Below are 20,836 nucleotides of genomic sequence, written 5' to 3'. Positions count from 1 at the left end.
CACGCAACGCCCTCGTCACCGAACCTTGATCGCCAAGGGTCGCCTCCGGGGCAGGTCCGGGCGTTCGGGTACCGTCGTGGCGTGGGACGGGAGAACATGGGGGGTGCACCGGTGGCCGAGGTCGCGACCGACCAGTTGCAGGTCTGGGTGGACCAGGATCTCTGCACGGGCGACGGGCTCTGCGTGCAGTACGCGCCGGAGGTCTTCGAGTTCGACGTCGACGGGCTGGCGTACGTCAAGGGCCCCGACGGCGAGCTGCGACTTGCCCCGGGCAGCCGGGTCGACGTGCCGGAGCACCTGCGCCTCGAGGTGATCGACTCCGCGAAGGAGTGCCCGGGCGAGTGCATCCACGTGGTGCGCGGCAGCGACGGCGTCGAGGTCGCCGGCCCGGAGGCCGAGCAGGACTGACCGCCGCAGGCGGTGGTCGGGCCGCGGACGACACCGTCGTCCGCGGCCCGCGCGCTCAGAGCACCGGGCGGCCGACCACCGAGGCGACCAGCCGGGCGAACTCCTCCAGCCGGGCGATCTGACCCGCGCCGCCGTCGTCGAGAGTCTTGCCGAAGCGCAGTGCGTCGTGCCGCGGCCCGCCGACGATCTCGTCGCCGGGCGGCGCCTCGTCCAGCGAGGTCAGCAGCAGGTAGACGTCGATGCTGTCGACCCGTACCTCGCCGCTGTCGGCCCGGGTCAACCGCCGCCGGCAGCCGACCTCGGTGACCGTGGAGACCGGCACCACCCGCAGCGACGAGGTCATCGAACCGGGCGGCCCCTCCTCCGGCGGCACGTCCTCACCGTGCCAGAGCACCAGCCGGCTGCCGTCACAGACGACGACCTCCTGCCAGACGCCGTTGACCTCGTTGACGAAGCGCTCCAGGGTGAAACCGAGCACCGACGCCCCGCGCAGCACCCCGCCGAGCGCCTCCAGGGCGATGTCCGGATCGCGCAGGTAGGCCCGCGCGGCCGACTCGAGGTCCTGGTAGGGCGACCAGTCCGGGAACACGGCTGGCAGGTCACCGCCGCCGAAGCCCGGCCGACTCATGCCACCTCCACCAGGTCGCGCCGCCGCCCGGCACCGGTCGGCGGGATCCGCCCGCTCACTCCCGGCCGCCCCGTTCCGTCGTCACGGCAGGTCCACCTCGTCGGCCGGGGCCGGCGGCGCACCGGCGGCCTGCGCGGCCGCCGCCTGCCGGGCCGCCTCTGCCTCGCGCAGCGCCTGCCGACGCTCGGCGTACGCCTCGGCGCCCTTGCTGGGCTTGCGGCGCCGCGGCGGGGCGGTGACGCCCGGAGCGAGCTTACGCGCGGACACCAGGAACGCGGTGTGCGCGATCATCCGGTGGTCCGGGCGGACGGCCAGCCCCTCGGCGTGCCAGTCCCGCACCAGCGACTCCCAGGCCCGGGGCTCGGTCCACCCGCCGCGCTCGCGCAGCGCCTCCACCAGCTCGGACAGCTGGGGGGTGGTCGCCACGTAGCCGATGAACACCCCGCCCGGCAGCAGCGCCCGCTCGACCATGTCGAGGGTCTCCCACGGGGTGAGCATGTCCAGGATGATCCGGTCGAAACCGGTCTCCGGGCAGTCCGCGACGTCGCCGACGTGCAGCCGCCAGGCCGGGTGCGGGGCCCCGAAGAACGCCTCCACGTTGCGCTTGGCGATCTGGGCGAAGTCCTCGCGCATCTCGTACGAGTGCAGTTCGCCGCCGGTGCCGACGGCGCGCAGCAGCGAGCAGCTCAGCGCGCCGGAGCCGGCGCCGGCCTCCAGCACCTTGGCGCCGGGGAAGATGTCGCCCATCGCGACGATCTGCGCCGAGTCCTTCGGGTAGATCACCTGCGCGCCGCGCGGCATCGACAGCACGTAGTCCGACAGCAGGGGACGCAGCGCCAGGAACGCCGTCCCGCCGCCGGTGGTGGTGGCCACGCTGCCGTCGGGCTGCCCGATCAGCGCGTCGTGCTCCAGGATGCCGCGGTGGGTGTGGAAGGCCTTGCCGGACTGCAGGACGACCGTGTGCATCCGCCCCTTCGGGTCGGTCAGCTGCACCCGGTCGCCGGGGCGGAACGGCCCCCGGTGCACCGGGGGCAGTTCCGGGATGGCGGCGGGCACCGGTGTGCCGGGGTCGGCCGGGAGGGCGGAGGGATGTGCTGCGGTCACTTGTTCATCTTCCGTGTGGGTTCGAGGACCTGTGCGAGATCCGCGATGTGCAGAACGCCGACGACATCTTCGCCTGACGTCACCACGTACTGTGCGCCCGGGTGGGCCTGCACGGCCTCCATCACCCGCTCCCCGTCGAGCCCGGCCGGCAGCGTGGGCAGCCCGGCCAGCGGCCGGGCCACCGCGTCCACCGCCAGCCAGGGCCGGCGTGCCGGGGGTACGGCGTCCGCCTTCACCGGGTCGACCAGGGCGACCGGCCGGCCGGCACCGTCGAGCACGGTCACCGCCGCCCCGGGCGGGGCCTGCGCCGCGTGGCGGCGCTGCGCCTCGGCCAGCGGGGTGCCGGTGGGTACGCCGAAGACCGGGCGGGCCAGCCGGGCCAGGTCGATCAGCGGGACCCGGCGGCTGATCCGGGCGTACCGGATCGACTGGCCGGCGCCCCGCCAGAGGGTCACCGCGACCAGCAGCATCAGCGGCAGGGCCAGCGGTACCAGGATCTCCTCGACGGTCAGCAGGACGACCACGGCCGCGGTGGCCACCGCGACGGCGCGCCCCACCCAGCCGGCGATCTCGGTGGCCCGGTCCCGGTCCCGGGTGATCCCCCACACCAGGGCGCGCAGCGCCCGGCCGCCGTCCAGCGGCAGCCCGGGCAGGAGGTTGAACAGCGCGACGATGACGTTGCTCAGCGCCAGTTGCAGGGCGAGCTGGTGGGCCAGGGTCTGGTCGGGGAGGGCCAGGGTGGCGCCGACGGCCAGCACGCCGAGGACCGCGGAGACCGCCGGCCCGGCCAGCGAGACCAGCAGGTCGACGCGGGGCGTCGGGGCGTCCCGGTCCATCTCGGTGTAGCCGCCGAGCAGTTCCAGGGTGATCCCGCGCACACCGATGCCGAACCGGCGGGCGGTCAGCGCGTGGCCCAGCTCGTGCAGCAGCACCGACCCGAGCAGCGACACCACGAAGCCCAGGCCGATCACGTAGCCGGCGAGCGGGGACATGCCGAGCCGGTCGCGGGCGAACTCGGCGTACGTCACGGTGACCAGCAGGGTCAGCAGCAGCATCGAGACGTTGAGGTGCAGCGGCACCCCGCACACCCGCCCGACGGTCAGGCCGGGACGCCGGCCGGGCCGGCGCGGCCGGCGCGGGGCGCGGGTGCGGGATTCCACCGGCCCGATGCTACGCGGCGCGGATCATGCCCCCGTGCGGCGATCACGGCGCTGTCACACCCGTGCCCTAACCTTCGGGACATGACAGCGGAACCGGTGATCGACCAGCAGGACACCCCGGCGGCGTTGCCCGCCACGGTCCGGGCGTCGCTGTCACCGTCGCGGGCGGCGGATTTCAAGACCTGCCCGCTGCTCTACCGGTTCCGCAGCATCGACCGGCTGCCCGAGCGGCCCACCGTGGAGCAGGCCCGGGGCACCCTGGTGCACGCCGTGCTGGAGCGGCTGTTCGACCTGCCGGCGGGCGGGCGCACCCCGGACGCCGCCGGTGACCTCGTCGTCCCGCAGTGGGACCGGCTGGTCACCGAGCAGCCCGAGCTCGCCGGCCTGTTCGACCCCGGCGACGCCGCCGGCACCGCCGAGTTCCTCCGCTCGGCGGCGGCGCTGCTCGAGGGCTACTTCGCGGTGGAGGACCCGCGCCGGCTGGAGCCGGCGGAACGGGAGAGCCTGATCTCCGCGGTGGTCGACGAGGAGCTGCTCATCCGCGGCTACCTCGACCGGCTCGACGTGGCGCCGGACGGCGCGCTGCGGGTGGTCGACTACAAGACCGGCGGAGCGCCGCGGGAGGCGTTCGAGGCGCGGGCGCTGTTCCAGCTGAAGTTCTACGCGCTGGTGCTGTGGCGCACCCGGGGCGTGGTGCCGCGGGTGCTGCGCCTGCTCTACCTCAAGGACGCCGAGGTCTGCGACTACTCCCCCGACGCCGAGGAGCTGCTGCGCTTCGAGCGCACGGTGGTGGCGCTCTGGCGGGCGATCGAGCAGGCCACCGAGCGGCAGGATTTCCGGCCCCGGCCGAGCCGGCTCTGCGACTGGTGCAGCCACCAGGCGCACTGCCCGACCTTCGGCGGCACCCCGCCGCCGTTCCCGGACCGGTCGGCGGCGGCCGACCCGCTGCGGGACGCCCGGTCCCGCCCCGCCGCCCCCGGCGCGGACGAATGACCCTCCTCCCTGAAGAGGAGACCGGGTTCACCGTCGGCGACGACCGATCGCGCCGGGCGGCGGCTAGCGTTCCGGTATGACCGACGGACCCGCGCGCTGGTGGCGGCGCCACCCGCTGGCCGGGGACGCCGCCTTCGCCGCCGCCCTGGTGGTGGTGGAGGTCGCCTTCATCCTGCTCACCCCCCGGGAGTTCTGGCCCGAGCCACTGCCGGCCGCGCTGGCCTGGAGCGTGCTCGGCGCGGCCCCGGTGGCGCTGCGCCGGGTGGCCCCGTGGCCGGCGGTGGGCGCCGCGGTGGCCACGCTCGCCGTGCCGGCGCTGCTCGGCCACGCCCCCACCACCCAGGGCCTGACGTTCGTGGTACTGACGTACACCATGGCGGCGCGCCGGTCGGCCCGGCCGGCGGTGCTCGCCGCGGTGCTGCTCTGGGTGCCGGTGGTGCTGGCCAACCTGATCGCCCCGGTGGACGGGATGCTCAAGGTCGGCCCGGCGTACCTGGTGCTCAACAACCTGCTCACCGGGCTGCTGTCGTACGCGGTGGGCCGGGCGGTACGGGCCCGCCGCGCGTCGGTGCGGGCGCTGCGGGAGCGGGCCCGGGTGGCCGAGGAGAACCAGCGTTCCCTGGCCGAGCAGGCCGTCGCCGACGAGCGGCGCCGGATCGCCCGGGAGCTGCACGACGTGGTGGCCCACCACGTGAGCGTGATGGGGGTGCTGGCCACCGGGGCGCGTCGGGTGCTGCGCCGGGACCTGGACGCCGCCGACGAGGCGATCGCCACCATCGAGGACACCAGCCGGGTCACCCTGCGGGAAATGCGCCGCCTGCTGGACGTGCTGCGCACCGACGCGGAACCGGCCGCCGACCTGACCCCGCAGCCCGGCCTCGCCGGGATCGAGGCGCTGGTCGAGCAGGTCCGCGAGGCCGGGTTGCCGGTGACCCTGCGGGTCGACGGCACCGCCCCGCCGGTGGAGGAGGGCGTGTCGTTGACCGTCTACCGGATCGTGCAGGAGGCGCTGACCAACGCCATCAAGCACGCCGGGGAGGCGACCGCGCTGGTGCGGCTGACCGTCGACGGCGGGTTCCTCACCGTCGAGGTCACCGACACCGGCCGAGGGCCCGGCCCGGGACCCGACCGGATCGGGCACGGGCTGGTCGGGATGCGGGAACGGGTCGGCCTCTACGGTGGGACCCTGCGGACCGGCCCACGCCCGGGCGGCGGCTACCGGGTGTACGCGAGGATCCCGGTGGAGCCGCTCGGGGCGGTGCCGGCGTGACCGGCCGACGCGACGCCAATCGGCACGGCCGACGGGGACAGCACGACAGGGAGAGCGGATGAGCCAGGGCGCGGCGACGGGTCGACCGGTGCGGATCCTGCTCGTCGACGACCAGCCGCTGCTGCGCACCGGCTTCCGGATGGTGCTGGGCACCGAGGACGACCTGGACATCGTGGCCGAAGCCGGGGACGGCCAGGAGGCGGTGGAGCTGTCCCGGCGGCTGCTGCCGGACGTGGTGCTGATGGACATCCGGATGCCGCGGATGGACGGGGTGGCCGCCACCCGGGCCATCGTCGGTGCCCGGCTGCCGGTCCGGGTACTCATCCTGACCACCTTCGACCTGGACGAGTACGTGGTGGGGGCGCTGCGGGCCGGCGCCAGCGGCTTCCTCGCCAAGGACGTGCCGGCGGAGGACCTGGTCACCGCGATCCGGACGGTCGCCGCCGGGGAGGCGGTGGTCGCGCCGCGCATCCTCAAGCGGCTGCTGGACCGGTTCGCCGCCATGCTGCCCGACCCGGCGGCCGCCCCGCCCAAGGCGCTCAACGCGCTGACCGAGCGGGAACGGGAGGTGCTGGTGCAGATGGCCCGGGGGCTGTCCAACGCCGAGATCGCCGCCGCCCTGTCGGTCAGCGAGACCACCATCAAGACCCACGTCGGGCACGTACTGACCAAGCTGGGGCTGCGCGACCGGGTGCAGGCGGTGGTGCTGGCGTACGAGACGGGTCTGGTACGTCCCCAACGGTGACCCCCGTCCCGGGTCAACTGCCATGGTCACCGTGGCGACGTCGCCGCGCTCATCTGCCGGGATCCTTACCCCTCCCGGGAGTCCACGCTTCCGATGGCGTCGACCCGGCCCCACCGCCCTAATATGTCGAGCAGTTCGATCCGGCCGAACCGCTCGGGCAGCGCCGGCGCGACCACCAGATCGTCCCCGTACGGCTCGAGGCCGAGCACGGTGCGCACCAACAGAAGGGGCGCTCCGGTGGCCAGGGCCTGCGGGCTGTTCGCTGCGGGGTACGAGATGGGGTGCCCGGTCAGCTCGCGGTCGTAGCCGCCGAAGGCCTCCGGCAGGCGCCCATCGAAATACCGGGACGCGTCGATGATCCCCTCGGCGATGCGCCCTGCCTCCTCGGTGAAGCCGTAGCGCCGAAGGCCCCAGGCGATGAACGCGTTGTCGAAGGGCCAGACGGTGCCGACGTGGTAGCCGAGCGGGTTGTACCGCCCCTGCCCCTCGGCCAGGGTGCGCACGCCCCAGCCGGAGAACAGCCGGGGGCCGAGCAGGTGTTCGGCGATCTTCGGGGCCCGGGATTCCTCGACGATCCCACTCCACAGCAGGTGACCGATGTTCGAGGAGAGCGCGTCGACCTGGCGGCCCTCGCCGTCGAGCGCGAGGGCGTAGTATTCCCCGTCCTCGATCCAGAAGTCGCGGTTGAAGCGTTGCTTGAGCTCGGCCGCCTCCCGTTCCAGCCGGTCGGCGTATGCGGGGTCGTTCCAGAACTGGCGGGCCAGCCGGGCGCCGCGGATCTTGGCGTCGTAGGCGTAGCCCTGCAGTTCGCAGGTGGCGCGGGGCAGGCTGGGCAGCCGGCCGTCGCGGAAGGAGATCGAGTTCGAGGATTCCTTCCAGCACTGGTTCTCCAGGCCGGTTTTCTCGTTGCGGCGCTGGTACCAGACGTAGCCGTCGCCCATCAGGTCGCCGTACTCGTCGATCCAGCGCAGGGCCGCCCGGGCCTCGTCCTCGAACTCATGCATCGCGGCGACGTCCCCGGTCCACAGCTCGTACTCGTCGAGCAGGACCACGAAGAGCGGCGTGATGTCGGCGGCGCCGTAGTACGGCGACTGCGGGCGTTCCTCAAACGCGACCAGTTCGCCGTAGCGGAACTCGCGCAGGATCTTGCCGGGCTCCTCGTCCCGGAAGTCGTCCAGCACCGCACCCTGGTCGATTCCCAGCATGCGCAGCGTCGCCACCGTGAGTTCCGGTGCGAACGGCAACACCTCCAGGCTGGTGAGAAGGGGGTCACGGCCGGTGAGGGTCGCGTTCCACGGCAGGCCCGCCGCGGGCATCGCCTCGGCCGGTAGCGTCAGTGGCGAATACCGCAGGGCGGCGAGATCGACGTAACTACGCCAGTAGGTCCGCTCCAGTGGCTCCCAGTCGCATGTCAGCTGCGGACCCTTGCCGAGCCACTGCTGGAGGTCCCACTGGAGCCGGGACCTGTCGCGTCGGAGGCGGCCGGGATGAACATGCTCTCGAACGTCCTCACCGTCCGGACGCAGCACCAACCCTCGGACATGCAGCGTGGTGGTCCACTTCCCGTGGGCTCCGATCCGGATGTGGTACGTCAGTCCCTGCTCGTCGACCTGCGCCGGCTCCGTCGTCGAGATCACGGTCTCCCGCCGAAACTTCTCCCGCTCATAGCCGAGGTGCAGGCTCCCCATTTCGACGCGCTGGTACAGCCGGCCAGCTGGCGTGCGTTCCTGTCCGACCACGATCAGCGGGATGAAGTCACAGCCCGCGTCCATGCGGATGGTGAACTCGGCCGCTTCCCCGGAGTGGTTGAGCACGGTCAACCGCTCCTCGAAGCTGCCGGCCACCGATCGTTCGCGGATCACCGACGCCTTGGCGTCCACGTAGTGCGTCGGAGCGCCCGGCACCAGGAAGAACCGCGCCTCGAAGTACGACGGCTCGTCCATGGCCAACGCGCTCAGCCGTTCACCGTTGACGGTCAGCCGCCACAGCGACAGGAACCGGGTGTCGAACGAGAAGAACCCGCACGGGACGGTGGGCTTCGCTTCTATGTCGCCGCTGCCATCGCTCAACACGAAGATGTTGCCGTCCAGGATCCTGACGAGGTCACTTTTCATCTCTGCCCCCACGGTCACGGGCGGCCATCCGCGGATGTCGCGCGCCGGGCGGCGGTGCGAAGAGCCGCTCCAGCAGGACGATGAACTGAAATTTCCCTTCGGTCGTGATCTCGTTCCTCAGCCACGCCGGGAGCGGTTTGATTTCGCCCCGCACCATGCGATCGAAGAAGGCGTTGTCGGAGCGGATGACCGTGTCGGCGTCGCTGTTCTTCTGTGACACCCGGACGACACCCCCGCGGATCTCCACGAACCAGTGGTCGACCTCGTGGTCGTGCTCGAGGTCGAAGCGTATGGTGCCGTTCGTCTTCTTCAGCAGGCGTTCGTGGCCGTGGCGTTCGAGCGCGTCAAAGAACTCTCTGATCGTCTCCGACATCGCACCACCCCCGAGAAGATCCCGCCGACCAAGAGGCAGCGTCACTCGGATGGTGGTGCCGCGGCATCACCCCAGAAGGATGAGATCGGAGGGCGGTGCCCGAACTTCACCCGATGCGGGTGATGCGGCAGCGCCCCGCTCCCGGCCATGGTGAGTTCGTCCACTCATCCGAGCGTCGGAGCTCATCGAAGGGAGGCTCATGTCGAATCCCACCGCGAGCTTCTTCGAAGCGCTCGGCCGTCGCGGCCACGAGCCCCTTCTCGAGGAGGCCACCGGAACCGTACGGTTCGACCTCGAACACGACCACGACGTCGACCGCTGGTTCCTGGTGATCAAACGCGGCGATGTCCGCGTCTCGCAGGAAGAGGAGGGCGAGGTCGATTGCCTCGTCCGCGGCAGCAGGGCGGTCTTCGACCGGATCGTCAGTGGCAGGTCGCACCTCTACGCGGCGTGGGCGCGTAGCGAACTCAGGGCGGAGGGCGACGTGCGGCTGGCCCGCCTCGTCCAGCGGATCATGCCGGGGCCACCCGGCGCGCACCACCCACGGGAGTTCGCCCAGGAGCGGAAGCGGAACCGGCCGGCATGAGCGACGGACTCGTCCGACTGCTGGACGGCAACACGTTCGTGGTCAGTGAGGAGACCGGCGACATCGACGCGTCTCCGACCATCCCGACCGGTCTCTTCTCGTTCGACACCCGATTCCTGTCGAAGTGGACGCTGTCCATCAACGGCGAACGGGTCAGCGCGCTCACCGCCGAGGAAGTCGAGTATTTCGAGGCCCGCTTCTTCGTCGTGGCGACTGTCCCGACTCCGCTCGTCGAGACCAGAGTGGCAGCCATTCGGGAGCGCTCGATCGGCGAAAGCTTCACCGAACAGTTGACGGTGATCAACCACGAACACGAAACGGTCGACCTGCAGATCCGGATCGACGTCGAGAGCGACTTCGCCGACCTTTTCGAGATCAAGGATGTGGGCAACAAAAGAGGTGAATACTACACCCGGATCGAAGACGGGTGCCTGCGTCTCGGCTACAAGCGGGAGATGTTCTGCCGGGAGACCCTGGTCTCCTCCACCGCGCCGGCCCGGATCGACGAGCAGGGACTGACGTACGACGTCCGGCTCGAACCGCACGGCCAGTGGGCCACCGAAGTGCACGTGCAAGCACTGGGCGCGGACGGACGTGATCTTCGGGAAAGCCTGCAGGGCATACCCGGTCGGTCCAGGAAGCAGATGCGCCAGGACCTCGACCGGTGGCTCGCGGCGGCACCCCGTCTGACCTGCGACTCTCAAACGTTGGCGATGACCTACCGGCGCAGCCTGGCTGATCTCGCCGCGCTGCGTTTCATGCCGTTGACCGGCAGCGGGCATGCCCTGCCGGCCGCCGGCCTGCCGTGGTTCATGGCGATCTTCGGTCGGGACAGCATCCTCACCAGCCTTCAGACGCTGCCCTTCACACCGGACCTCGCGGCCACGACGCTGCGCCTGCTGGCCCTGACGCAGGGCATCGTCCTGGATGACTTCCGCGAGGAGGAGCCGGGGAAGATCCTCCACGAACTGCGGTACGGGGAGACGGCCGGATTCGAGGAGCAGCCGCATACGCCGTACTTCGGCAGCGCCGACTCAACTCCTCTCCACGTGATCCTGCTCGACGAGTACGAGCGGTGGACCGGAGACGCCACCGCGGTTCGGCTTCTCGAGCGTTCGGCGAGAGCCGCACTCCACTGGATCGACGAGTACGGCGACCTGATGGGCGACGGCTACGTCTGGTACCAGCGCCGCAACGAGAAAACCGGGCTGGAGAACCAGTGCTGGAAGGACTCCTGGGACTCGATCTCCTTCCGCGACGGCCGGCTGCCCAGCCTGCCCCGCGCCACCTGCGAACTGCAGGGCTACGCCTACGACGCCAAGATCCGCGGCGCCCGGCTGGCCCGCCAGTTCTGGAACGACCCGGCGTACGCCGACCGGCTGGAACGGGAGGCGGCCGAGCTCAAGCAGCGCTTCAACCGCGACTTCTGGATCGAGGACGGCGAATACTACGCCCTCGCGCTCGACGGCGACGGCCGCCAGGTCGACGCGCTCTCCTCCAACATCGGCCACCTGCTGTGGAGTGGGATCGTCGAGGAATCCCGGGCCCCGAAGATCGCCGAACACCTGCTCAGCCCCCGACTGTTCTCCGGCTGGGGCGTGCGCACCCTGGCCGAGGGACAGGGGCGATACAACCCGCTCGGCTACCACGTCGGCACCGTCTGGCCCTTCGACAACGCGTTCATCGCCTGGGGCCTGCGGCGCTACGGCTTCACCGATGAGGCAGGGCGCATCGCCGAGGGGATCCTTGACGCCGCCGAGTTCTTCGACGGCAGGCTGCCGGAGGCATTCGCCGGATACGACCGGACACTGACCAGGTACCCGGTCCTGTACCCCACGGCGTGCAGTCCACAGGCGTGGTCCACGGGCACTCCCTTGCTGTTGCTTCGGACCATGCTCGGAATGGAGCCGCGCGGGGACCACCTCGTGACCAGACCGGCCGTGCCCCCGGGCATGGGCCGCATTGAGCTGCTCAACGTCCCCGGACGGTGGGGCCGGGCCGGCGCCCTCGGACGCGCTCACCTGGCGCGACGCTGACCGCTGCGGGTGGCCGGCAGGTCCACCAGAGGCGCGTCCTGCCCGTCGGCGGACAGCCCGGTCGGACTGAAGCGCCGCGTCGCCGTCGCAGCCGGCATCGCCTTCGCCGGTAGGCCCGCGATACGCCCCGGCGCCTCCGGCGGCTGCTGCGCCGCGCAGCGTACGGAAAGGGACGCCTGCGGGACGACGGCGCGGTTGCCCCCGTCACCTACCGTGACGAAAGACGGCGCGGCGGGGTTGACCATGACGTGGCGTCAGGTCCTAGCGTCGGCTCCGGCGCCGTCCCGCCGTGCGGGAATCGCGCTCGACCACCGTCGGCTCAGGGGCAACCCTGAGCCGGGATCGGGGCCGACCCGCAGCGGAAAATCCGCGCCGGGTCACCCCGCAGGCGGACGGATCCGCGCCGGACGGCACCGAGGATGGGATCAACCCCACCGACCAGCGGGGGCGGTGGGGATCGCAGGCAGGCAGATGAAAGAGGTTGATGACGTGACCGCGACGGTAGGCCGGCAGGCGCAGGCCGCGGCCCGGGCCAGTGACGTGTGGAAGGTGTACGGCAGCGGCGAGGCGCAGGTCGTCGCGCTGGGGGGGGTCAGCGCCGAGTTCGAGCGGGGCCGGTTCACGGCGATCATGGGCCCGTCGGGCTCCGGCAAGTCGACGCTGATGCACTGCCTGGCCGGGCTGGACTCGGTCACCCGAGGCACGGTGTCGATCGGTGAGACCACGGTGACCGGGCTCGGCGACGCCGGCCTGACGAAGCTGCGCCGGGACAAGGTCGGCTTCATCTTCCAGCAGTTCAACCTGCTGCCGACGCTGACCGCGCAGGAGAACATCCTGCTGCCGCTGTCGATCGCCGGCCGTAAGCCCGACCCGGCCTGGTACGACACAGTGATCGACACGGTGGGCCTGCGGGACCGGCTGAGGCACCGGCCGGCGCAGCTCTCCGGCGGCCAGCAGCAGCGGGTCGCCTGCGCGCGGGCGCTGGTCTCCCGCCCCGAGGTGATCTTCGCCGACGAGCCGACGGGCAACCTGGACTCCCGCTCCGGCGCGGAGGTGCTGAACTTCCTGCGCAACTCGGTACGCGAGCACGGCCAGACCATCGTCATGGTCACCCACGACCCGACCGCCGCCGCGTACGCCGACCGGGTCATCTTCCTCGCCGACGGGCAGATCGTCTCGGAGCTGATCGAGCCGACCGCCGACACGGTGCTGGACACGATGAAGAAGCTCGACACGCCCGCCGAGGTGACGCGCTGATGTTCCGCGCGACATGGAAGAGCCTGCTAGCGCGCAAGGTGCGCCTCATCCTCTCCGGCCTGGCGGTGGTGCTGGGCGTCATGTTCGTCTCCGGCGCGTTCGTCCTCACCGACACGCTCGGCCGCTCGTTCGACGCGGTCTTCGCCGACGCGTACGAGGGCGTCGACGTCAACGTCGCCGCCAAGCCGAAGATCGCGCTCAGTGAGGTCGAGGGCGAGCAGGTGGCCGCGCCGATCCCGGCCGCGGCGCTGGAGAAGGTCCGGTCGGTCTCCGGGGTGGCCGAGGCCACCGGGGTGGTGGCCGCCGACGGCGCCCGGCTGATCGGCAGCAACGGCAAGGTGGTCACCTCGTTCGGGCCGCCGCAGTTGGGCGAGAACTGGGTGGGAGAGAGCGACCTGGTCAAGCTGCGCCAAGGCCGCGAGCCGCGCGCCGACGACGAGATCGTGATCAACCAGGCGCTCGCCGACGCGGCGAAGGTGAAGGTCGGTGACCGGGTCGGCGTGCTGACCCTGGAGCCGAAGAAGGAGTTCACCCTGGTCGGGATCTTCGGTTACAGCGGTGACCGGGCCTCGATCGGCGGGGCGAACGAGGTCGCCTTCACCACCCCGGTGGCGCAGCGGCTGATGCTCGGCGAGCCGGACGTCTTCAACAACATCAGCGTCAAGGCGGCCGCCGGCGTCGGCGACGAGACGCTGCGGGACGACATCGCCCGGACCCTCGACGCTGGTTACGAGGTCAAGACCGGCGAGCAGATGTCGGCGGACGCCTCGGCCGGCCTGAAGGAGGGGCTCTCCTTCTTCAACAAGATCCTCCTCGGCTTCGCCGCGGTGGCGCTGCTGGTCGGTACGTTCCTCATCCTCAACACCTTCTCGATCATCGTCGCGCAGCGGACCCGGGAGCTGGCCCTGATGCGGGCCATCGGGGCGAGCGGCCGGCAGATCATCGGCTCGGTGGTGCTGGAGGCCATCGCGGTCGGACTGATCGCCTCCGTGCTGGGGCTGGCCGCCGGCATCGGCGTCGGCGCGCTGCTGGCGTACCTGTTCGGGAAGCTGGCGGGCGGGCTCAGCCTGGCCGGGCTCGGCGTACCCCCGGCCGCCGTGATCGGCGCGTTCGGGGTGGGTCTGGTGATCACGGTGGTGGCGGCGCTGCTGCCGGCCCTGCGGGCGTCCCGGATCCCGCCGATCGCCGCCATGCAGGACGTGGCGACGCCGGACCGACCGCTGACCAAGGTGACGGTGGCCGGTGGGATCGTCACCGCGATCGGCGCCGTGCTGCTCTTCCTCGGCCTCGGCGGCCACGCCGGCGACAACACCCTCGCCACCATCCTCGGCGGGGTGCTCTTCGCCTTCATCGGGGTGGCGCTGCTGACCCCGCTGATCAGCCGTCCGGTGGTCTCCCTGCTCGGGGCGATCTTCGCCTGGTCGGTGCCGGGCAAGCTGGGCCGGCTCAACTCCGGCCGCAACCCGCGCCGCACCGCGATCACCGCGGCCGCGCTGATGGTCGGCATCGCCCTGGTCACCGGGGTGACCGTGATCCTGGATTCGGCGAAGGGCAGCATCAGCGCCCTGGCCCAGGACACCATCAAAGCCGAGCTGGTGATCTCCGGAGTGCAGGGTGGACCACGGCCGCCGAGCTTCGACCCGGCGGTGCTGGAGAAGGCCGCGGCCATCCCCGGCGTCCAGTTGGTCGACGGCGAGTACGGCGACATGGCGATGGTCAACGGGGATCGCACGTGGGTGGCGGCGTCGAGCAACGTCGCCGCGCTGGAGCGGATCTTCGGGGCGAAGGCCACCGCCGGTGACATCAGCCGGCTCGGGCCGGACCAGATGCTGTTCAGCTCGGACACCGCGAAGTCCCGCAACGTGTCGGTCGGTTCGACCGTGACGGTGCAGCTGTCCCGCGGCGAGGCCCGCACCTACACGGTCAGCGGCATCTACGAGAGCTCCCAGCTGACCAACCCGGTGGTGCTGCCGCCGCAGGCGGCGCGGGACTTCGCCATCCCGCAGCCGATCCAGGGCTTCGTGCAGCTCGCGCCGGGCGCCCGGGTCGACGACGTGCAGCCGCAGGTGGAGACGCTGCTCGCCGACAGCCCCGAGGTGTCGGTGGCCGACCGGGACGCGTTCATCAAGCAGCAGACCAGCCAGCTGGACACCCCGCTGCGGATGATCCAGATCCTGTTGGCGCTGGCCATCGTGATCGCGGTGCTCGGCATCATCAACACCCTGGCGCTGTCGGTGCTGGAGCGGACCCGGGAGCTGGGTCTGCTGCGGGCGATCGGGCTGCGCCGGGCGCAGACCATGCGGATGATCACCGTCGAGGCGGTGGTGATCTCGATCTTCGGCGCGCTGCTCGGCGTCGCGGTCGGCACGGGCCTCGGCGCCGCCGTGGTCCGGGCCCTCAAGGACGAGGGCATCACCGACCTGGTCCTGCCCTGGGGCCAGATGGGGCTCTTCCTCGGGCTGGCCGCGCTGATCGGCGTGATCGCCGCGGTGCTGCCCGCGATCCGGGCCGCGCGGATCAACGTGCTGGGCGCCATCGCCCACGACTGATCCGAGGCATGGACGACGAGGGGCCCCGCCGGATCGGCGGGGCCCCTCGCGTGTCAGGCGTCAGGCCGGCGGCTCGCCGAGCAGCGCCGCCAGCAGCTCCAGGTCCGCCGCGGTCAGGCTCTCCAGCTGATGTACGCCGTCAGCCGGCGCGATCGGCACCTCCGCCGGCACCGCCAGCACCGCCGCGCCGGCCGCGAGCGCGCTGGCCACCCCGGTCGGCGAGTCCTCGATCGCCACGCAGCGCCCGATCGGCACGTCCAGCAGCCGGGCCGCGGTCAGGTACGGCTCGGGGTGCGGCTTGGCCGAGTCGACCTCGTCGCCGCAGACCACCGCGTCGAAGCTGTCCCGCCCGAGGGTGTCCAGCGCCACCTCGACCAGGGGCCGGCCGCTGGAGGTCACCAGGGCGGTGGGGATGCCGGCGGCGCGTACCGCCCGGAGCAGGGTGAGCGCGCCGGGCCGCCACCGCAGCCCGGTGCGGAACAGCTCCAGGATCCGCGAGTTGATCCAGGCCGCGCTGTCCTCCGCGTCCCGCTCGGGCTGCCCGAGGTCGTCGTGCAGGATGCGCATCGACTCGGCCATGCTGGTGCCGACCATCGCCCGGCGGGCCGGGTCGGAGAGCGTCCCGCCGTACTCGGTCGCCAGCTCGCGCAGCGCGACGTCCCACAGCTTCTCGCTGTCGACCAGGGTGCCGTCCATGTCGAAGAGCACGGCGGCGGGGTGTGAGCTGCTCAGCGGATCCTCCTGAGGTCGGACGGCTGCCCCGATCCTGCCAACCGGCCGCCGTCGGAGCAGGCCCGGGTCGGCCACAGTGACGCAGGTCAAAGACGTCCGTGCCCGACCAGGGGCCGTCTGCTCTGCGCGCCACCCAGTTCCACGACCTGGTGCTGACCGTGGTCGGGCAGCTGGCGAAGCTGCCGGTGATCCCGGTGCCGGCCGGCTTCCAGGTCCAACCGGTCGACGCCGGCGAGGTGGCCGCCCGGCTCGTCGAGCTACCCGAGACCGCAGGCCGGCAGCCCCTTCTCGTAGCCGCGGAAGAAGGAGTCGGTGCGCTGTTCCGCGGTGCCGTGCGACCCCTCGGCGAACCACGGCTGATCCGGGTCATCGCCGACGGCGAGCAGCCCGTCGCGGAACTCGTCCAGGTCGCCGTCCGCCAGGCCCAGCTGCCTGCCCCGGACCGAGTCGCCGAGGTACGCCCCCGCCATGCAGTCGGCCTGCAACTCGTGCTGGATGGTGAACTCGCTCCGGATGCCGAGCCGCAGCTGGATGCCGTGGGCATACTCGTGACCGAGCAGGTAGTACAGGAAAGCGTCACCGATCTGCCGGAACGCCGCCACGGACCACCTGACGTCGTAGGCGATGAAGTCACCGGCCGAGCAGTAGACCGCGTTGTTGCGGGGCAGCCCCTGCCCACCGCAGGAGACCTCGCCATCGCGCTGGTACGGGACCACCCGCCGGATCGGCTGGAACCGCTCGCCGGAAGCCCGGAACTGCGCGCCCCAGTACAGCTCGGCCTTGTCCACCGCGACCTCGAGGTCCTCCTGGAACTCCGCGACGCTGGTGGACCCGTCCGCCCGGGTCTCCGGCGCGCCCGGTGACGCCGACCCGCGCGGCTGCTGCGGGGCCGGCTGCGGCGGCTCGTCGGGGCTCACCCCGCCCACCGCGCAGCCGGCGGCCACCACCAGCGCCACCAACGCGGCGGCCAGTGGACGACGTGGGCGTCCCGAGCGTGCCGTCACATTGCCCTCCCATGCATCACAGCCGATGCGGTCGGCAGTACCCCGACCGGGGTTCGATCATGCCGCGCCGGTGCCGCCGTGGCCGTGGCCGAGTGCCGGATGGTCAGCCGTACTTGGGCACGCGTCCGGGAACCCGCACGGCGACCACCGAGGGACGCCCGGGCACCCGCCCGATCGACACCGGTCACGACGGGCCGGAGTTGTAGCCGCCCCGCCCGATCACCTCGCCCTGCGCGGCGTGCCGCGCGGCCTCGTGACGCTGCTGGTCGACCAGGGCGGCCCGCCCGGCCGCCCGGTCCTCACCGGACTGGATCCGCGCCCGGTCGCGCCAGGCGACCCAGCCGAGCGCCGCCCCCGCCACCAGGACGGCCACCCCGAGCACCACCCACATTGTCGTCATGGATCCACGGTACGACCGGCGGGCTAGGAGGCCGCCTGTTGTTCGAGGACCTCGACGGTGAGGCCGGGGTAGAGGTCGAGCTGGTCAAGCAGGAAGTCGTCGGGGTGAGCGACGAGGATGTCGTACGGCTTCAACGCTGGCTCCTGGAGGTCCCAGACGTCTGTCGGAGCAACGTAAATGGCGCCCAGGCTATACCCACATGGGTTGGGCGCGCCGTTCTGCCAGTCAACCGCCCGGGCAGCGGTTATCGCCGCCACTGTGCTCCATGCATTGGGTGACACGAGGCATCGGTTCCGATGCCGGACGCAGCTCCTGGCAAGCGGTGTAGCCGACTGCAGCGGCCGGGAGCAGGAAGATCACGCCGAGGACGGAGAAAACCACCGTGGCAACCCTTCGGCGCTGGGCCATCGCGACCACCGCGGTGAGCAGTGGCCACAGGAAGACCGTCAGCGCCAACAGGATCAACGTCCAGTTTGCTCCGCCGCTCGAGGTACCGCCATGTGCCGCCGCCCAGCCCTGCCACATGGCGGTCCAGACCAGGTAGGCAACCACGATCAGGCCCACCAGCCAGGCGCTCGTCATGAGGGCAATTGCGGCGCTCGGCTGTCGTGGATGATCATGTTCAGGCACATCGCCGAGCCTACAGCTCAGGTCGGCCACAAGACCGCCAACTCGTACCAGGCCACCGTCACGGTCGCCGCGCTACTTGCAGGCTCACTGTCCGTGCCTCCTCGCCGGAGCCGAGCGCGCCGCCGGTCAGAGAGCGGACGCGATCGCTTTTCAGGTCCAGCCGTTGCCGGTCCAGCCTCGGTTGTCCACGGTGGCGCATACCGGGTCAGCGCTGCCGCCACGGCCATCACGGTAGCGATCGTCACGCCGATGAGTTCGTGGACACCGCACTAAGCTGCCCGGTCATGACCAGCTTCGACGATCATGAGCGGGACCGCTGGGCCGGACGAGCGGAGGCGTACCGGCGCAGTTTCGCCCTGCTGTGCGCGTACCCGGTGGATGCGCTGCTGGACGCGGCGGCCGTCGGGCCCGGCGGCCGGGTGCTCGACGCGGGCTGCGGCACCGGGACGGTGGCCGCGCGGGCCGCCGGGCGGGGCGCCACGGTGGTCGCGGTGGACGCCGAGGCGAGCATGCTGGCGCTGGCCCGCCGGGCCGTGCCCGACGCGCGGCCGGTCCGGGCCGCGCTGCCGCGCCTGCCCGTGGCCGGCGCCGCGGTGGACGCCGCAGTGGCCAACTTCGTGGTCAACCACGTCGGGGACCCGGCCGCCGCGGTGGCCGAGCTGCGCCGGACCGTACGCCCCGGCGGCCGGGTCGCGGTCACCACCTGGCCGTACCCGCAGCCGCCGTTGCAGGCGCTCTGGGGCGCGGTCTTCGCCGGGGTGGCCGGCGGGGACCTGCCCAGGGTGCCGGCGGACCGGGACTTCGCCCGCACCGAGGCGGGGCTGGCCGGGCTGCTCGTCCGGGCCGGGCTGACCGACGTGCGGTGCGCGACGCTGACCTGGACCCACCGCGCCGACCCCGACGACTGGTGGTCCGGCCCGGCCAGCGGCCTCGGCGTCCCCGGCCTGCTGCTGCAACGGCAGAGCCCGGCGGTCCGGGACCGGCTGCGCCGCCGGTACGACGAGCTCGGCGCCGCCCACCGGGACGACGACGGGCGGCTCGCGCTGCCCACCGCCGCGCTGCTCGCCTCCGGCGCGGTGGGCTGAGGCTCGCCTACCCTCGGATCCGGTGCCGCGGTGGTGTCCGGTACGGCTCCCCGGCCCCGACGTCCCAGGTGCACGGCCCCGACCGGGGCGGTGCCGAGAGGAGAGACCGTGAAGTACCTGATCATGTTGTACGGCTCGCAGCAGGACTACGACGCGATGGCCGGGCGGCCGGGCGGGAAGCCGCCGATGTCGGCCGAGGCCGTCGCGGCGATGCACGCCCACATGGAGGCGATCCACAAGGACCTGGCGGAGTCGGGTGAGCTGGTCGACGGGCGGGGTCTGACCGCGCCGGTGCACGCCCGGCGGGTGCAGCTGCGCGGCGGCGCGCCGGTGGTGACCGACGGGCCGTACCCGGAGACGCAGGAGGTGCTCGCCGGCTTCACCGTCGTCGAGTGCGCCAGCTTCGACCGGGCCACCGAGATCGCCGCCCGCTTCGTCAACCCGGACGCCGAGGGCGAGTACGTCGACGTGCGGCCGGTCGCCGAGGGCATCGAGGACCTCGACGGCTGACCCCGTGACCCCGCCCGCCGTCGAGGACCTGCTGCGCCGCCTGGCGCCGCAGGCCCTCGGCGCGCTGGTCCGCCGCTACGGGCATTTCGACGCCGCCGAGGACGCCGTCCAGGAGGCGCTGCTGGCCGCCGCCACCCGCTGGCCGGACGACGGCCTGCCGGACAATCCGCGCGGCTGGCTGATCACCGTGGCCTCCCGCCGCCTCACCGACCTGCTCCGCACCGAGCAGGCCCGCCGCCGCCGGGAGGACGACGTGGCCCGCGCACTCCCGGCGGAGCGGTGGCTCGCGCCCCCGGCCGACCGGCGCGACCCGGACGACGACAGCCTCGTGCTGCTCTTCCTCTGCTGCCACCCGGCGCTGCCACCGGCGGCGCAGATCGCGCTCACCCTTCGCGCGGTCGGCGGGCTGACCACCGCCGAGGTCGCCCGGGCCTTCCTGGTGCCCGAGGGCACGATGACCCGCCGGATCACCCGCGCCAAGCAACGGATCCGCGACAGCGGCGTCCCGTTCGCCCTGCCCACCGGCGCGGAACGCCAGGCCCGCCTGGACGCGGTACGGCACGTGCTCTACCTGACCTTCAACGAGGGGTACGCCAGCACCGCCGGGCCGCGGCTGCGCCGCGTCGACCTCTCCGCCGAGGCGATCCGGCTGACCCGGATGCTGCACCGGCTGCTCCCCGACGACCCGGAGGTCACCGGACTGCTGGCGTTGATGCTGCTCACCGACGCGCGCGGGCCGGCGCGGGTGGGACCCGACGGCGAACTGGTCACCATGGCCGAGCAGGACCGCCGCCGGTGGCGCGCCGACCAGATCACCGAGGGCGTCGCGTTGCTCGACGCGGTGCTGCCCCGCCGGGACGTCGGGGCGTACCAGCTCCAGGCGGCGATCGCCGCGGTGCACGACGAGGCGCCGAGCGCCGAGCAGACCGACTGGCCGCAGATCGAGGCGCTCTACGCGCTGCTGCTGCGGATCGCCGACAACCCGGTGGTGGCGTTGAACCACGCCGTCGCCGCGGCGATGGCCCGCGGACCGGCCGTCGGGCTGGACCTGCTCGCCGGGCTGGACGCCGATCCGCGGATCGGCGACGACCCCCGGCTGCACGCCGCCCGCGCGCACCTGCTGGAACGGGCCGGCGACCTCGACGCGGCGCGGGAGGCGTACGAGCGGGCGGCCCGCCGGTCGATGAACCTGCCGCAGCAGCGCTACCTGTACGCCCGGGCCGCCCGGCTGGCCGACCGTGGGTGAGGGCGG

General features: G+C 72.4%; 20 protein-coding genes. 11 read left to right on the top strand and 9 right to left on the bottom strand.

The features are described 5' to 3' along the window. Positions 1 to 111: 111 nt before the first annotated feature. Positions 112 to 408 (top strand): ferredoxin, encoded by a 297-nt coding sequence (locus tag ACLQ2U_RS16375; protein WP_425751650.1) that lies wholly within the window; start codon positions 112 to 114, stop codon positions 406 to 408. 55 nt (positions 409 to 463) lie between these two features. Here ACLQ2U_RS16375 and ACLQ2U_RS16370 read toward each other — a convergent pair whose 3' ends face one another. From ACLQ2U_RS16370 to ACLQ2U_RS16360, 3 genes are all read right to left on the bottom strand, one after another. Then, positions 464 to 1,036 carry a hypothetical protein gene (locus ACLQ2U_RS16370; RefSeq protein ID WP_425751505.1) on the bottom strand — a complete coding sequence of 191 codons (573 nt, stop codon included), beginning with the start codon at positions 1,034 to 1,036 and terminating at the stop codon, positions 464 to 466. 81 nt (positions 1,037 to 1,117) lie between these two features. Continuing rightward, entirely contained in the window at positions 1,118 to 2,092 is a 975-nt protein-coding gene (locus ACLQ2U_RS16365; RefSeq protein ID WP_425751649.1) for a tRNA (adenine-N1)-methyltransferase, read from the bottom strand. 44 nt (positions 2,093 to 2,136) lie between these two features. Further along, a complete protein-coding gene (locus ACLQ2U_RS16360) occupies positions 2,137 to 3,300 on the bottom strand; it encodes a site-2 protease family protein (protein WP_425751504.1) in 1,164 nt (387 codons plus the stop codon). Between the two features lie 81 nt (positions 3,301 to 3,381). Between ACLQ2U_RS16360 and ACLQ2U_RS16355 the strand changes: the two genes are divergently transcribed. The 3 genes from ACLQ2U_RS16355 to ACLQ2U_RS16345 all read left to right on the top strand — a co-directional run bounded on the left by ACLQ2U_RS16355 (position 3,382) and on the right by ACLQ2U_RS16345 (position 6,308). Next, positions 3,382 to 4,293, top strand: a complete 912-nt coding sequence (locus ACLQ2U_RS16355) for a RecB family exonuclease (RefSeq protein ID WP_425751503.1) — start codon at positions 3,382 to 3,384, stop codon at positions 4,291 to 4,293. A 76-nt stretch (positions 4,294 to 4,369) separates the two neighbouring features. Then, the gene (locus ACLQ2U_RS16350; protein ID WP_425751502.1) at positions 4,370 to 5,563 is read left to right on the top strand and encodes a histidine kinase; all 1,194 of its coding nucleotides are present in this window, start codon (positions 4,370 to 4,372) and stop codon (positions 5,561 to 5,563) included. Between the two features lie 58 nt (positions 5,564 to 5,621). Next, positions 5,622 to 6,308 carry a response regulator gene (locus ACLQ2U_RS16345; protein WP_425751501.1) on the top strand — a complete coding sequence of 229 codons (687 nt, stop codon included), beginning with the start codon at positions 5,622 to 5,624 and terminating at the stop codon, positions 6,306 to 6,308. A gap of 65 nt (positions 6,309 to 6,373) precedes the next feature. Here ACLQ2U_RS16345 and ACLQ2U_RS16340 read toward each other — a convergent pair whose 3' ends face one another. Then, positions 6,374 to 8,422, bottom strand: coding sequence for a glycogen debranching N-terminal domain-containing protein (locus ACLQ2U_RS16340; RefSeq protein WP_425751500.1), 2,049 nt, complete (start codon positions 8,420 to 8,422; stop codon positions 6,374 to 6,376). Further along, entirely contained in the window at positions 8,412 to 8,795 is a 384-nt protein-coding gene (locus tag ACLQ2U_RS16335) for an SCP2 sterol-binding domain-containing protein (protein ID WP_425751499.1), read from the bottom strand. The genes ACLQ2U_RS16340 and ACLQ2U_RS16335 overlap by 11 nt, the downstream gene beginning before the upstream one ends. Before the next feature lie 199 nt (positions 8,796 to 8,994). On the opposite strand from ACLQ2U_RS16335, the gene ACLQ2U_RS16330 reads away from it, so the two are divergent. The 4 genes from ACLQ2U_RS16330 to ACLQ2U_RS16315 all read left to right on the top strand — a co-directional run bounded on the left by ACLQ2U_RS16330 (position 8,995) and on the right by ACLQ2U_RS16315 (position 15,223). Next, positions 8,995 to 9,381: an SCP2 sterol-binding domain-containing protein gene (locus ACLQ2U_RS16330; RefSeq protein ID WP_425751498.1), complete on the top strand. Its 387-nt coding sequence runs from the start codon at positions 8,995 to 8,997 to the stop codon at positions 9,379 to 9,381. Next, a complete protein-coding gene (locus ACLQ2U_RS16325; protein ID WP_425751497.1) occupies positions 9,378 to 11,417 on the top strand; it encodes a glycogen debranching N-terminal domain-containing protein in 2,040 nt (679 codons plus the stop codon). Before ACLQ2U_RS16330 ends, ACLQ2U_RS16325 begins: the two co-directional genes overlap by 4 nt. A 489-nt stretch (positions 11,418 to 11,906) precedes the next feature. Further along, a complete protein-coding gene (locus ACLQ2U_RS16320) occupies positions 11,907 to 12,674 on the top strand; it encodes an ABC transporter ATP-binding protein (RefSeq protein ID WP_425751496.1) in 768 nt (255 codons plus the stop codon). Beyond that, positions 12,674 to 15,223, top strand: a complete 2,550-nt coding sequence (locus ACLQ2U_RS16315) for an ABC transporter permease (RefSeq protein ID WP_425751495.1) — start codon at positions 12,674 to 12,676, stop codon at positions 15,221 to 15,223. Before ACLQ2U_RS16320 ends, ACLQ2U_RS16315 begins: the two co-directional genes overlap by 1 nt. A 60-nt stretch (positions 15,224 to 15,283) precedes the next feature. Here the strand turns inward: ACLQ2U_RS16315 and ACLQ2U_RS16310 are convergent, their stop codons facing one another. From ACLQ2U_RS16310 to ACLQ2U_RS16295, 4 genes are all read right to left on the bottom strand, one after another. After that, a complete protein-coding gene (locus tag ACLQ2U_RS16310) occupies positions 15,284 to 15,931 on the bottom strand; it encodes an HAD family hydrolase (RefSeq protein WP_425751494.1) in 648 nt (215 codons plus the stop codon). A gap of 281 nt (positions 15,932 to 16,212) precedes the next feature. Continuing rightward, the gene (locus tag ACLQ2U_RS16305) at positions 16,213 to 16,959 is read right to left on the bottom strand and encodes a neutral zinc metallopeptidase (protein ID WP_425751493.1); all 747 of its coding nucleotides are present in this window, start codon (positions 16,957 to 16,959) and stop codon (positions 16,213 to 16,215) included. A 184-nt stretch (positions 16,960 to 17,143) separates the two neighbouring features. Then, positions 17,144 to 17,359, bottom strand: a complete 216-nt coding sequence (locus ACLQ2U_RS16300) for a hypothetical protein (RefSeq protein WP_425751492.1) — start codon at positions 17,357 to 17,359, stop codon at positions 17,144 to 17,146. Positions 17,360 to 17,584: 225 nt separating this feature from the next. Further along, a complete protein-coding gene (locus ACLQ2U_RS16295; RefSeq protein ID WP_425751491.1) occupies positions 17,585 to 17,989 on the bottom strand; it encodes a hypothetical protein in 405 nt (134 codons plus the stop codon). Positions 17,990 to 18,273: 284 nt separating this feature from the next. Here ACLQ2U_RS16295 and ACLQ2U_RS16290 point away from each other — a divergent pair, with 284 nt between their 5' ends. From ACLQ2U_RS16290 to ACLQ2U_RS16280, 3 genes are all read left to right on the top strand, one after another. Next, positions 18,274 to 19,074, top strand: a complete 801-nt coding sequence (locus tag ACLQ2U_RS16290) for a class I SAM-dependent methyltransferase (protein ID WP_425751490.1) — start codon at positions 18,274 to 18,276, stop codon at positions 19,072 to 19,074. Positions 19,075 to 19,182: 108 nt separating this feature from the next. Further along, a complete protein-coding gene (locus ACLQ2U_RS16285) occupies positions 19,183 to 19,584 on the top strand; it encodes a YciI family protein (RefSeq protein WP_425751489.1) in 402 nt (133 codons plus the stop codon). 4 nt (positions 19,585 to 19,588) lie between these two features. Beyond that, on the top strand, positions 19,589 to 20,830 hold the full coding sequence (locus ACLQ2U_RS16280; RefSeq protein ID WP_425751488.1) for an RNA polymerase sigma factor: 1,242 nt from the start codon (positions 19,589 to 19,591) through the stop codon (positions 20,828 to 20,830). Positions 20,831 to 20,836: the final 6 nt, after the last annotated feature.

Source organism: Micromonospora sp. DT47 (assembly GCF_049844475.1).
Taxonomy (GTDB): domain Bacteria; phylum Actinomycetota; class Actinomycetes; order Mycobacteriales; family Micromonosporaceae; genus Micromonospora.
Note: the sequence above shows the minus strand (reverse complement) of the source record. Positions and strands in the feature narration are given on the sequence as shown.

Coding starts and splice junctions, on each gene's coding strand:
- ACLQ2U_RS16370 (WP_425751505.1), bottom strand. CDS start 1,036: ATGAGTCGGCCGGGCTTCGGCGGCGGTGACCTGCCAGCCGTGTTCCCG.
- ACLQ2U_RS16355 (WP_425751503.1), top strand. CDS start 3,382: ATGACAGCGGAACCGGTGATCGACCAGCAGGACACCCCGGCGGCGTTG.
- ACLQ2U_RS16350 (WP_425751502.1), top strand. CDS start 4,370: ATGACCGACGGACCCGCGCGCTGGTGGCGGCGCCACCCGCTGGCCGGG.
- ACLQ2U_RS16345 (WP_425751501.1), top strand. CDS start 5,622: ATGAGCCAGGGCGCGGCGACGGGTCGACCGGTGCGGATCCTGCTCGTC.
- ACLQ2U_RS16340 (WP_425751500.1), bottom strand. CDS start 8,422: ATGAAAAGTGACCTCGTCAGGATCCTGGACGGCAACATCTTCGTGTTG.
- ACLQ2U_RS16335 (WP_425751499.1), bottom strand. CDS start 8,795: ATGTCGGAGACGATCAGAGAGTTCTTTGACGCGCTCGAACGCCACGGC.
- ACLQ2U_RS16330 (WP_425751498.1), top strand. CDS start 8,995: ATGTCGAATCCCACCGCGAGCTTCTTCGAAGCGCTCGGCCGTCGCGGC.
- ACLQ2U_RS16325 (WP_425751497.1), top strand. CDS start 9,378: ATGAGCGACGGACTCGTCCGACTGCTGGACGGCAACACGTTCGTGGTC.
- ACLQ2U_RS16315 (WP_425751495.1), top strand. CDS start 12,674: ATGTTCCGCGCGACATGGAAGAGCCTGCTAGCGCGCAAGGTGCGCCTC.
- ACLQ2U_RS16300 (WP_425751492.1), bottom strand. CDS start 17,359: ATGACGACAATGTGGGTGGTGCTCGGGGTGGCCGTCCTGGTGGCGGGG.
- ACLQ2U_RS16290 (WP_425751490.1), top strand. CDS start 18,274: ATGACCAGCTTCGACGATCATGAGCGGGACCGCTGGGCCGGACGAGCG.